At 46.7% G+C, this 13,437-nt stretch carries 6 protein-coding genes; all 6 read left to right on the top strand.

Features of this window, described 5'->3' with window-relative positions; translation table 11 throughout:
• Positions 1 to 29: 29 nt before the first annotated feature.
• The gene (ectB, locus tag QUA54_RS24260) at positions 30 to 1,322 is read left to right on the top strand and encodes a diaminobutyrate--2-oxoglutarate transaminase (RefSeq protein ID WP_333416641.1); all 1,293 of its coding nucleotides are present in this window, start codon (positions 30 to 32) and stop codon (positions 1,320 to 1,322) included.
• Between the two features lie 44 nt (positions 1,323 to 1,366).
• Positions 1,367 to 6,541: an amino acid adenylation domain-containing protein gene (locus QUA54_RS24255; RefSeq protein ID WP_333416640.1), complete on the top strand. Its 5,175-nt coding sequence runs from the start codon at positions 1,367 to 1,369 to the stop codon at positions 6,539 to 6,541.
• A 115-nt stretch (positions 6,542 to 6,656) separates the two neighbouring features.
• Entirely contained in the window at positions 6,657 to 11,018 is a 4,362-nt protein-coding gene (locus QUA54_RS24250; RefSeq protein ID WP_333416639.1) for an amino acid adenylation domain-containing protein, read from the top strand.
• 59 nt (positions 11,019 to 11,077) lie between these two features.
• Positions 11,078 to 12,469 (top strand): aspartate aminotransferase family protein, encoded by a 1,392-nt coding sequence (locus tag QUA54_RS24245; RefSeq protein WP_333416638.1) that lies wholly within the window; start codon positions 11,078 to 11,080, stop codon positions 12,467 to 12,469.
• Between the two features lie 221 nt (positions 12,470 to 12,690).
• Positions 12,691 to 12,975 (top strand): hypothetical protein, encoded by a 285-nt coding sequence (locus QUA54_RS24240; protein ID WP_333416637.1) that lies wholly within the window; start codon positions 12,691 to 12,693, stop codon positions 12,973 to 12,975.
• A 207-nt stretch (positions 12,976 to 13,182) separates the two neighbouring features.
• Positions 13,183 to 13,437: hypothetical protein (locus QUA54_RS24235; RefSeq protein WP_333416636.1), on the top strand; the 255-nt coding region annotated here is incomplete at its 3' end.

Below are 13,437 nucleotides of genomic sequence, written 5' to 3'. Positions count from 1 at the left end.
AACAAATTAACTAGAGTGAGAAAGTTGCCATGCATCGCATCGCCCTACAAAAGCCAAGTCAGCAAACAAATATTTTTGAAAGTCGCGAGTCTAATGTCAGAAGCTACTGCCGAAATTTTCCTGATATATTCCATCGGGCAAAAGATTCTATCATATATTCCGAAACAGGAGCGGAATATATCGATTTTTTAGCAGGGGCAGGGGCGCTGAATTACGGACACAACAATGACTATATCAAGCATAAAGTAATAGCGTATCTGGAATCGGACGCGATCGCGCACGGATTAGATATGCACACCTCAGCCAAAAAAGAATTTTTAGAAAAATTCTTTTCGTTTGTCTTAGAACCGAAAAAGCTGGATTATAAAGTTCAGTTTTGCGGCCCAACGGGAACGAATGCCGTTGAAGCAGCTTTGAAATTAGCCAGAAAAATCAAGAAAAGACCGGGCATTTTCTCATTCATGGGAGCCTATCACGGCATGACGTTAGGCAGTTTAGCTGCGACTGGCAATCTCGCAGCGAGAGCGGGGGCAGGCGTAACCTCAAATAACGTCACTTTTATGCCCTATCCCTATGGGTTCATGGAAAGTTTTAATACTATCGGTTATATCGAAGCAGTCCTAAATGATGTCAATTCTGGAATCGAAAAACCAGCGGCAATTATTTTTGAAACGGTGCAAGCTGAAGGCGGAGTAATTGTCGCGCCCGTCGAGTGGATGCAACAACTCAGAGACTTGTGCGATCGCCACGACATTTTATTAATTTGCGACGACATTCAAGTGGGTTGCGGGCGGACAGGGCCATTCTTCTCATTTGAAAGAGCTAATATCGTTCCCGATATGGTAATCCTCTCCAAATCGATCAGCGGTTACGGCTTTCCGATGTCGCTTTTGTTGATTAAACCTGAGTTGGATATTTGGGAACCGGGCGAACATACGGGTACATTTCGGGGAAATCAACTCGCTTTCGTAGGAGCTGCCGCTGCTCTAGAGTATCGAGAGAATATCCGCCTTGAACCAGAAGTACAAGTGAAAGAGTTTTTGTTAAAAAAATTCCTCGCCGAAGAAATCGCCCCCATCAGCGAAAAAATAGAGATCCGAGGAATTGGTTTAATTTGGGGCATTGATTTGGTAAAGTTTGGCGGTGCCAGTTTTGCTAAAAAGGTCACTTCGCGGTGTTTCGAGTTGGGATTAATCGTCGAAAGAGTTGGGAGAAATGATACCGCGATCAAAATCTTGCCCCCGCTAACTATAGAATGGCCGATTTTGAAAAAAGGCTGCCTGATTCTCAAACAAGCCTTGTCCGATTGCTTGAATTCCTAATTGCCATAACTTTTTCCAATTTTTTTAATGTGAGGAGACGATCGATGATAGCCGTAGCCAATCAAATCAGGCCGCTTACCCCCATTTCTGATAACTTGTTGTCTCAACAAATTTATTGGTTAAACAAGCTCTCCGGGGAACTGCCGGAGACAACTTTGATAGCCGATTATGTAAGACCTGTGCTAGATAGCGGTCAAGAGCGAGAGGTAGCATTTGAACTGTCGAGCCAACTGTCTGAAGCGATTTTTAAGTTGGCGAAAAAATCCGATTTGTCAATTTATCTAATTCTCCTCGCTACCGCTAAAATACTGCTCCACAAATATACGAGCAATAGGGATGTTATTGTCGGCTCGCCGGTTTATAACCCAGAAAAAAGCGATCGCTTAATTAATCGAGCGGTTCCGCTGCGCTCTACTGTAACTCCTCAACTGACTTTTAAAGAGTTTCTGCTGCAACTCAAAGATACTGCGATCGCTGCCTACAGCCACCAAAATTATCCGTTTGCAGAATTAGTGCGGTTGTTAAAACTTCCTGAAACTCAGAGTCGCTGTCCAATTTTTGACGTAGCGGTTTTATGGGAAAACATTCACTCTGCAAGCGATCTGGCGGAACTCGGCAATGATTTAACAATTGCTTTGAAAGTCGATGGCAATCGGATTGTCGGCAAAATTGAGTACAGCGGCTTGCTTTTCAAAGATGAAACCATCAGAAGACTGACGGCACACTATGTCAATCTTTTGGAAAACGTCACCAACAACATTCACCTAAAAATTGCGGATCTTAGTTTTTTAAGCCAATCGGAAATCCGCCAGCTCTTAGAAAATTTTAACGACAATGCTAGAGAGTATCCTGTCGATCGAACGATTCACGAGTTATTTGAAAGCCAAGTCGAAAAAACGCCCGATCGAATAGCTGTTGTTTTTGAAGAAACTCAGTTAACTTATCGCGAACTGAACGCCAAAGCGAATCAAGTCGCCAGGTTTTTGCAAAGTTTAGGAGTCAAAAATCGACAACTGGTAGGAATTCTGCAAAAACGTAGTCCGAATTTTCTCATCGCTATTCTCGCTATTTTAAAGGCGGGGGGAGTCTACGTTCCCATTGACAGCACTTATCCTGCGGAGAGAATTCGCTATATGCTTTCTCACAGCGAAGTGCCGCTTCTCTTAACAGACTCTTCATTTTTAGAGATTTTGGCAAGCCAAATCGAGTATTGCCCTCAGTTAAAATATTTGGCTTGTTTAGATGTCAAGCCGGAGGGCGCAACGATCGCCGCCGAGGTTCAGATATGCGATCGCCGCGATTTCGATAAACTGCCCGCAGCCAATTTAGAAACTAGCAATCGCGGAACCGATCCAGCTTACGCAATTTATACCTCCGGTTCCACCGGATTGCCCAAGGCAGCTATTATCCGACACGGCGGCGCGCTCAATCACATTTACGCCCAATTTGAGGCGCTGGGATTGACTGAAGAATTTGCTTTTTTGCAAAGCGCTCCCGCTTCATCGGATATTTCGGTTTGGCAATTTTTAGCGCCTCTTTTAATTGGCGGAAAAACCGTAATTGCCGACGCGGAAACAATTTACAATCCAGAAAAATTGTTTGAAGTCATTCAAAAACAAAAATTAACCCTCGTCGAACTCGTTCCCACCGTTGTCCGAGGATTGACAGACTATCTTTCAAAATTATCGCCGCAGCAACGAGCGTTCCCCAATTTAAAATGGATAATGGTAACGGGAGAATCCGTCTCGGTAGAGTTGGCAAATCAGTGGTTGCGCCTGTATCCCTCTATCGGCGTTGTCAATGCTTACGGCCCTACAGAAGCGGCTGACGATATTACGCAGGCAATTATTGAAAAACCTTTGCCGGAAAATCAGCGATCGCTATCCATTGGCCAACCCCTCGCCAATTTAAATCTTTACATCCTCGACTCTCAGATGAAGTTAGTGCCCGTCGGAGTGCCGGGAGAGATTTGCGTGTCGGGATTTGGCGTCGGCGAGGGCTATTGGAAAGATGAAAAGAATACTCAATTAAGCTTTGTTGAAAATCCCTTTCCAAATACGGCAAAACCGCTGCCAGGAATTGACAAAGATTTAATGTACAAAACCGGAGATTTAGGGCGGTGGCTTCCCGATGGAACGATCGAATTTCTAGGGCGCATCGATCGCCAGGTAAAAATTCGCGGTTTCCGCATCGAACTAGGAGAAATAGAGGCTGTATTGGAGCGACATCCAGCGGTGCGGGAGACGGCAGTTATCGTCAGGGAAGATAGCCCGGGCAACAAGCGTCTAGTCGCTTATATCGCTGGACACCAGGCAGAAAACAGTTTTTCAGAGTTTCAATCGTCGAGCCTTGCAGATGAGTTATGCGGCGATTTAAAACAAAAATTGCCGGAGTATATGGTGCCTTCAGCCTTCGTGCTGCTGGAGGCGCTGCCGCTTTTGCCGAATGGAAAGGTGGATCGCCGATCGCTGCCTGCACCGGAAAAAAGCGCGATCTCCGCGGTGCGATCGCCTGTGGAAGAAATGGTTGCTGGCATCTGGAGCGAAGTGTTAGGCGTCGAGGGAATTGGCAGCGAGGATAACTTCTTTGAATTGGGAGGACATTCCCTATTAGCTACTCAGGCGATCGCGCGCCTGCGAGAAGCGTTTAAAATTGAATTGCCCCTGCGCGTCTTATTTGAATCGCCAACAGTGGCAAGTTTGAGCGATTGCATTTCCCAAATCGGCAGCAGCGAGCAAAAACTGGAAGCACCCCCCATCGAGCGTGTCTCGCGGGATGGAGAATTGCCCCTTTCTTTCGCACAACAGCGGCTCTGGTTTCTCGATCGGTTGCAACCGGGCGATCCGGCTTACAATATCCCCGCAGCAGTGCGCTTGAAAGGTGCGATCGACCTGACAGCATTAGAGCGCAGTTTCCAAGCAGTTATCAATCGCCACGAAGCCTTGCGGACAACTTTTGGCGCGGTGGAAGGGCGGCCCATTCAGTTGATAATTCCCGAACCTACTTTCGCCCTCTCAGTTATAGATTTGCAGCACTTTCCTCAATCTCAGCGAGAAGCAGAAGCTATGCGACTCGCCGCCGAGGAAGCGCAACAACCTTTTGACTTAGCAAACTGGCCATTAATGCGAGTCACTTTGCTACAGTTAGGCGACACAGAATTTATCTTATTGCTAACCATCCATCACATCGTTGCAGATGGCTGGTCTCTCGGGGTACTCGTGCGGGAAATGGCAACCCTCTACGAAGCTTTTTGCACTGGCAAACCCTCCCCACTTCCCGAACTTTCAATCCAATACGCCGATTATGCCGTGTGGCAGCGAAACTGGCTCTCTGGGGAAGTTTTAGAAGAAAAAATTGCCTATTGGAAGCAACACTTAGGCAATCACTTACCAGTGCTGCAACTGCCTGCAAAACAACCGCGCGCCGCTGTTTCTACCTATCGCGCTGCCCTTCAACCTTTCCAGCTTTCCCCAAACCTTTCAGCAGCGCTCAACAAGCTGAGCCGCCAACAAAATGTCACCCTATTTATGACGTTGCTAGCTGCTCTTGAAACGCTGCTATATCGATCGACAAATCAGGATGACATGGTGGTTGGCACCGACCTCGCCAACCGCACCCAATTGGAAACAGAGGCTCTGATTGGTTTCTTTGTCAATATCTTGCTTTTGCGCGGCGATCTCAGCGGCAATCCTACTTTCATTGAATTGCTCGATCGCGTGCGCGAAGTCACCTTAAAAGCCTACGCTCACCAGGATTTACCATTCGACAAATTGGTGGAGGAATTGCGGCCCGATCGCAGCCTGAATCAAACACCGCTCTTTCAAGTCTTATTCGTCATGCAAAATATGCCCATGCCTGCTTTAGAGCTAGGCGGGTTAACTTTGACTCCCTTAGAACTTGACAGCGGAATTGCGAAATTTGATTTAGTTCTCTTCGTGGGAGAAACCGAGCAAGGAATTGCAGGCGCTTGGAAGTACAACGCTGACATTTTCGAGGCCGCCGCCATCGAGCAAATGTCCAGCCGTTTTGAAACCTTACTCAACAGCATTGTGGCGCAGCCTGAGACTCGGTTAAATAACTTAGAAATTCTCACGGAAGTGGAAAAAGAACAACAAGCAATGCAAAAAGTCAAGCGCGAAAAGCTGAATTTTAGCAAGTTTAAGAGTGTTAAACCGAAAGTAGTCACTCTGCCAGACGGCGAGTTGATCAAAACCGAATTTCTCCAGCCTGGGGAACTATTCCCGCTAGTCATTAAACCCGCTGCCAGCGATGTCGATCTCATTGATTGGGCGAAAAACAACCGAACTTTGATCGAGACCAAATTGCAGCAACACGGTGCAATTTTGTTTCGAGGCTTCATCGAGCCCTTAGTTTCTACTTTCGAGCAGTTTGCCTTGGGGATTTGTCCGCAACTGTTCGGCGAGTACGGAGATTTGCCGCGCGAAGGAATCGGCGGAAAAGTTTACGGTTCGACCCCTTATCCGGCCGAGCAAACCATCTTCTTTCACAACGAAAGTTCGCACCTGCACCGCTGGCCAATGAAAATCTGGTTTTTCTGCGTTCAACCCGCGCAGACAGGCGGCGAAACCCCGATCGTTGATTGTCGGAAAGTTTACCAGTTGCTCGACCCCAAACTCCGAGAAAAATTCGCCCAAAAGCAACTGATGTACGTCCGCAATTACACAGATGGACTCGATGTAAGCTGGCAAGAATTTTTCAAAACGGCTCATAAAACTGAGGTGGAACAATATTGCCGTCAAGCGGGGATAGAATTTGAGTGGAAAGACGGAAATAACCTCAGAACTCGCAAGCGGAGGCCGGCGATCGCCAAGCACCCCACAAGTGGAGAAATGGTATTTTTTAACCAACTTCCTTTGCACCACATTTCCTGCTTAGATCCGGCCGTCCGCAACTCCTTATTATCTGTCTTTGGAGAAGGAAACCTGCCTCGCAATGTTTATTACGGCGACGGCACTCCTATTGAAGACTCGGTAATGGCAGAAATTCAGGCCGTCTATCAGCAGGCAACAGTTAGTTTTGCTTGGGAATCAGGCGACATATTAATGTTAGATAATATGTTGGCTGCTCACAGTCGCAACCCATTTGTCGGACCGCGAAAAATTGTGGTAGCAATGGGCGAAATGATCGGTGAAGAAGAGATTAAAAAGCTGGCTTCTATCCCGCCAAATTCGGCTTTAGCCGACTCTGCTACGAATTGAGAATGACCAGTAGTCGCCACTTCAAAGCCTTTCCCACAGCCTGTTTTAACGGACTCGATCTATTAGCCAGGGACTTAAGTCCCTGGCGCTCCTAAAACATTAATCAATATAACCAATGCAAACAATTAATGGCTTTCGGCTTTCTCCTCAACAAAAATATCTGTGGCTGTTGCAACAAGATAGTCCCGCTTATCGCGCTCAATGTGCGATTTCGATCCAGGGCAATCTCCAACCAAATGCCTTAAAAGAAGCGCTGCAAAAAGTCAGCGATCGCCACGAAATTCTGCGGACGAGCTTTCAGCGACGTTCAGGGATTAAATTTCCGATTCAAGTGATAAACGATCGCAGCTTAGTTTCCTGGCAGAGTGTTAATCTTGAATGCTTGACACCGCCAGAACAAGCGGCTAAACTCCTTGAAAATTTTCAAAACGAAAAGCGCTCAGCTTTCAACTTTGAACAAAATCCAATTTGGCGCTTATCCTTAATTTCTCTATCAGCAAACAGGCACATTTTGCTTGTCAGCCTGCCTTCCCTGTGCGCCGATTCCCGCACCCTCAAAAATCTAATTCGAGAAATTAGCCAGTCTTATGCAGCTTGCTTGCAAGGTGAGGAATTCGCCGACGAAGTGGTGCAATATGTCCAATATTCGGAATGGCAGAATGAATTGATTGAGGATGAAGAGGCGGCAGAGGGCAAAAAATATTGGACTGAGCGGGATTACTCGGCGCTAGCCAGTTTAAAATTGCCTTTTGAAAATAAAACAATCGGCGTTTCTGATGCCTTTGAACCCAAGTGTTTTGAGGTTAAAATAGAAGCGAGCTTACTAGAAGAAATAGAAGCGATCGCCCGCTACGAAACCTCAATATCTGCTTTCTTTCTAGCTTGCTGGAAAACGTTGCTCTGGCGGCGGTTGGGAAAGGCAGAAATCATTATGGGCACCGCCTTCGACAATCGCAAATATGAAGAATTAGAGCCAGCACTCGGTCTATTTGCCAAGTTTTTACCGCTTCGCAGCCAACTGCAAGAAAATTTTACCTTTCAGGAATTATGGCAGGAAATTCAGCAATCCCAAAGCGAGGCTTATAAATGGCAGGAATATTTCAACCGGGAAGATATAAACGGATCGGCTGGATTGCCATTTTGCTTTGAGTTCGAGGAACAAGTAGAAAAGTATGCGGTGGCTGGCGTAGATTTTTCGATTTACCAGCAATATGTCTGCGGCGATCGCTTCAAAGTTAAACTCTCCTGCGTGCGCCGAGAGGATGCTCTCATCGCTGAGTTTCACTACGATCCGGCCTTGATAGGGGAACAAGCGATCCAATGTTTAGCAGAGCAATTCTACACCTTAATAAAAAGTGCAGCTAATCACCCAGAAACCGCTCTCGGCGAGTTGGAAATTCTCAGCGATCGCGCCCGCCACCAAGTCTTATTTGACTTCAACCAAACACAGAAAGATTACCCAAAAGACAAGTGCATTCACCAACTATTTGAGCAACAAGTCGATCGCGTACCAGATCGCCTTGCGGTTATCTGTGAAAATCAGCAACTCACCTACCGAGAACTCAACGCCCGCGCCAACCAAATCGCTCATTACCTACAACAATTAGGAGTTAAATCCGAAGGATTAGTGGGAATTTGTGCTGAGCGATCTGTGGATGCGATCGCTGGAATGCTCGGCATTCTCAAAGCAGGCGGCGCGTACTTGCCACTCGATCCGGCCATGCCAAAAGAGCGCCTCGCCTTGATGTTGCAGGATGCCGGAGTGGCAGTGCTATTAACGCAACAACAGCTAATCGAAAAATTGCCAAAAACTCAGGCAAAAATCGTTTGCTTAGACGCAGAAATTCCCTCTGTCTCCCCCTCTCCCTCTCCCCCTCTCTCTGGTGAAAATTTAGCTTATGTCATTTACACTTCCGGTTCCACTGGCACGCCAAAGGGAGTGGCAATTGAACACCGATCGCTCGTCAATTACCTCTACAGCATTCAGGAACGGCTAAACCTGCCATCAGAGGCCAGTTTCGCAACCGTTTCTACCTTGGCAGCAGATTTAGGATATACAGTAATTTTTCCAGCTTTATGTACGGGAGGAAGCCTTCACATAATTTCCCAGGAACGCGCCACAGATCCAGAGGCGATCGCTGCTTACTTTCAACAGCATTCCATTGACTGTCTCAAAATCGTTCCCTCCCATCTAAAAGCTTTATTAACTGCTTCTGATCCGGCGCAGGTTTTGCCGAAAAAGCGATTAATCCTTGGCGGCGAAGTCTTAAGTTGGAATTTGCTCGAAACTATTCAGAAATACGCCCCCGACTGTTCAGTTTTCAACCACTACGGGCCAACAGAAGCAACCGTAGGCGTGCTGGCTTATCACATCAAAAACCGAGAAAATTGCATTTTTGAGACAGTTCCTCTCGGTCGCCCTATCAATAACGCGCAGATTTATTTACTCGATTCGCACTTGCAGCCAGTTGCCATTGGCGTGTCCGGCGAGTTATACATCGGCGGTGCTTCTTTAGCTCGCGGCTATCTAAACCAACCCCAATTAACCGGAGAAAGATTCATCATCAACCCTTTGATAAATGCCGAAGGCATTCTTTCTTCTGATTCCTTAGCTATACCTTCAAATCGCCTTTATAAAACAGGAGATTTGGCTCGGTATTTGCCGGACGGAAATATTGAGTTTTTAGGGCGGATCGACAGCCAAGTTAAACTGCGAGGGTTCCGCATAGAATTGGGGGAAATAGAAGCAGCGCTATCTCAACATTCCGCTGTGCGCGAAGCAGTAGTTTTGCTACTGGAAAATGAACCTGGGAATCAACGTTTAGTGGCCTATGTTGTACCCGCGAGGGAATCAGCGATCGCTATTAACGAGCTGCGGTCATTTTTAAAAGAAAAACTGCCCGACTACATGGTTCCTTCTGCTTTGGTCGTACTGAAAGCATTGCCCCTCACGGCTAATGGAAAAATAGACCTGCGGGCGCTCCCAGCGCCGGAGGCGGCGAGAGCCGATTTAGCAGATACTTTTGTCGCTCCTAGCACTCCCATTGAGAAAATGCTTGCTGAGATTTGGGCTGAGCTGCTAGGGCTGGAAAAAGTGGGAATTTATGACAATTTCTTTGATTTGGGGGGACATTCATTACTGATTACTCAGTTGCTAGCAAAAGTAAGAGATTCTTTCCAAAAGGAATTGCCCTTGCGCCGTTTCTTTGAAGCGCCTACCATCGCTGCTTTAGCAAAGAATATTGAGATGAAGCATGGGGCGGATTCTGCGGGCGATCGCACTGCAAGTTTCGATATTAACGCTGAAGTTGTTTTAGATCCGACAATTCGCTCTGCAAATCCAGTGAGCGAGCCAAAAACTGAACCAGCTTGCATTCTCTTAACAGGGGCGACGGGCTTTTTGGGAGCCTTTTTACTCCGCGACCTCTTGCAACAAACTCAAGCAGAAATTTATTGCCTAGTCCGTTCTACCGATGCAGAATCAGCTAAAAAGCGGATTCAAAGCAGCCTCGAATCCTATTTAATTTGGGATGAAAGCAGCAGCGATCGCATTATCCCAATTGCTGGAGATTTGTCTCAACCACTTTTGGGGCTTTCCGAGGAGCAGTTCCGAGTTTTAGCCAGTAAAATTGATGTCATTTACCACAATGGCGCGTTTGTCAAGTTTACTTATCCCTACTCTGTTCTCAAACCCGCTAACGTTTTGGGGACGCAGGAAGTTCTGAGATTGGCGAGTCAAAGTAAGCTAAAACCAGTCCATTTAATTTCTACGATTTCCGTTTTCTCGGCAACGGGAGAATCTGGGATTAAGGTGGTGCGAGAGGAGGATGAACTGACTCCAGGAGAGTGTCTAAAAGGCGCTTACACTCAAACTAAGTGGGTGGCTGAAAAGTTAGTAGAAATCGCGCGCGAGCGCGGCATTCCTGTTAGCATTTACAGGCCAGGCCGCATTTCTGGGGACAGCAAAACAGGGGCCTGCAATCCCAGCGATTTACTGTACAGGTTAATCGCTGGTTGCGTGCAACTTGGATGTGCGCCCGATGACGATAAGCTGATGAATGTAGCGCCTGTTGACTATGTGAGCCGAGGGATAATTCACCTTTCGAGGCAAAAAGAATTGCTTGGAAAGACTTTTCATTTAGTCAACCCTCTGTCTTTTCAGATGAGTGAATTGCTTGGCTGGATTTGCTCAATGGGTTATCCAATCAAACAAGTTTCTTCTGAGACTTGGCAAGCAGAAATAATCAATCGCGCTGGATATTCTCCAGAAAATGCGTTGTATCCGCTTGTCGGTCTTTTCTCCGAAAAAGTTTCGGAAGCAGAAATGGCTAAATCTGCCACGCTGCAATTCGATTGCCAGAAGGCGTTGAAGGGACTTTCTGGAACGGACATTATCTGCCCGCAAGCGGATGCGAATCTGTTTCGCACTTACTTTTCCTATCTCGCCGATTGTGGCTTGATAGGTAGCCGCAATTAAAAACTGTAAGGGCGCAAAGCATTGCGCCCCTACCTGACTCAAACTCTGGAGAATTCAAAATGAACGAACAATTGCAGCAAAGACACATGAAGGCGCTGATAGAGCGCTACACCGATCGCACAAAGACCTCTAAGAATTTCGCGCAACAATACCGTCCGGTTCTCGCTGACAATCGGGCTTCAAATGGGTTTCGCTTTCCCGTCAAGGAGATGTTTTATCCCATTGTCGCCGAGCGATCGCTCGGCTCTAAAATGTGGGATGTTGATGGCAACGAATACATCGATATCACAATGGGATTGGGCATCAATCTTTTCGGTCATAATCCGCCCTTTATTAAAGAAGCCCTATTAGAGCAACTCGATCGCGGCGTACAAATTGGCCCACAAGCAGAACTTGCCGGAGAAGTTGCGGAATTAATCTGCGAACTGACGGGGATGGAGCGCGTCGCTTTTTCTAATACCGGCACAGAAGCGGTAATGGCAGCCCTACGATTAGCTAGAGCGGCAACTAAACGCAATAAAATTGCTTTGTTTTCTGGTTCTTATCACGGTCATTTTGACCAAACTCTCGCAGTAGTAAAAAATATAAATGGCGATTTACGCACCATTCCAAAAGCGCCAGGAATTCCCGCTAATTTTGTTGAAGATGTTTTACTTTTGGATTACGGAAACCCTCATTCCCTGGAAATTATCAAAGCTCATCAGCACGAATTAGCGGCGGTTCTCGTGGAGCCGGTGCAAAGCCGCCGTCTCGATTTGCAACCTAAAGAATTTCTCCACCAACTCAGACAATTAACAAAAGAATCAGAAATTGCGCTGATTTTTGATGAAATGGTCACCGGTTTCCGAATTCATCAAGGCGGGGCGCAGGCGTGGTTTGGCATTGAGGCAGATATTGCAACTTACGGTAAAATTGTCGGGGGCGGTATGCCCATTGGAATTATCGCTGGAAAAGCTGCTTATATGGATAAAATTGACGGCGGTTTGTGGAACTACGGCGATGATTCCTACCCCCAGGTAAAAACAACAATTTTTGCCGGCACTTTTTGCAAGCATCCACTTGCTCTGGCCGCTGCGCGTTCCGTGCTGCGCTATCTTAAAAGTCAAGGCCCAACCCTTCAGCAGCAGTTGAATCAGCGAACTTCGCAGCTAGTTGAAACCCTGAATGCTTATTTCAAAGAAAATGAAGTCTCTGTCTGGCTTGTAAATTTCGGATCGCAATTTCGCGCTGCTGCATCCGTTGAGATAGATCCGCTACTTTTTCACTTACTCGAAAAGCGTATTTTCATATCCGAAGGTCGTAGCTGCTTTCTCTCCACCGCTCACACTAATGAAGACATCGATCGCATCATTCAGGCGGTTAAAGAGAGCATTCAAGAAATGCGCGAAGGAGGCTTTTTCCCGGTTTCTTCTCATCCCCAAGCAGAAGTTGTTTCAATCGCCAGCAAGTAAAACCCGCTAGTAAATTATTAAATATAGCAATCCTCAATGATTTTCTATATCTAGAGCAATCCTAAATGATTTTCTGTGTGTAAGTATATTGACGTATTTTGGGGAAATCAAATTTACTGGAGTTTAGACTAACAAGGGAAAGAAAAGGGAGCCTGTGATTGGCACAGGCTCCCTAAAGGCAGAAAATTGAGAATTAGCAAAAAACCTCAAATCTGCCTGCCATGAATTGTGAAGCCTTGAGAGAATTTCGTCAACAAGCCTATAAAATGCTAGGTCAAGCCAAAGATGCCACCTTTGAGCTGATGGATGCAGTGATGACCACGCCAAAAGCCAATTGTTTAACAGAGATGGCACTCAACCCATTGTTCCGAAGAAAATGGTCAAGCGTGTCCGAAGCCTTACAGGACTCTCAGCCAGACCGAGAGCAATTAATGAAACTGTATCTTCAGCAGATGTCAGGAGTAAAGAGACCAATCTTAGCAGTAGACTCGCGCAAGCGTGGGTGAGACCAGATGCACCAACCTTGAGGGAGCGTACCTATGAACATCAAGCCAGTACCATTCATGGCAATAAACCAATAGCAATCGGCTTGGGCTACAGCACAATTGCCTGGATACCCTCGGCGCAAGGGAGTTGGGCCTTACCCTTAAGACACGAACGAATCACCAGGAAAGGATACACCCATCAGTAAAGCGGCATGGCAGTTAGAGCAAGTGATAGCAGGGTTGCCACAACGACCATTAGTATTATTTGACCGGGAATATGGCTGTGCCAGTTTAGTTTTGCAGACCGCCGATCTCACAGCCGACAAGTTAATCCGGTTGCGTTCTAATCGCTGTTTATACTCTGCCCCACCAGCTTATTCTGGCCGAGGACGCCCCCGTCGTCACGCTACCGTGTACACAGAAGTGGATTCTGAGCTAGTTTCCATCCCAAAAAGATGGATTCAAACTGTCGGAGTCCATGAA

Origin of the sequence: Microcoleus sp. MOSTC5, assembly GCF_036701825.1 — a bacterium.
GTDB lineage: Bacteria > Cyanobacteriota > Cyanobacteriia > Cyanobacteriales > Microcoleaceae > Microcoleus > Microcoleus asticus.
This window is presented reverse-complemented; position numbering and strand designations above follow the sequence as displayed.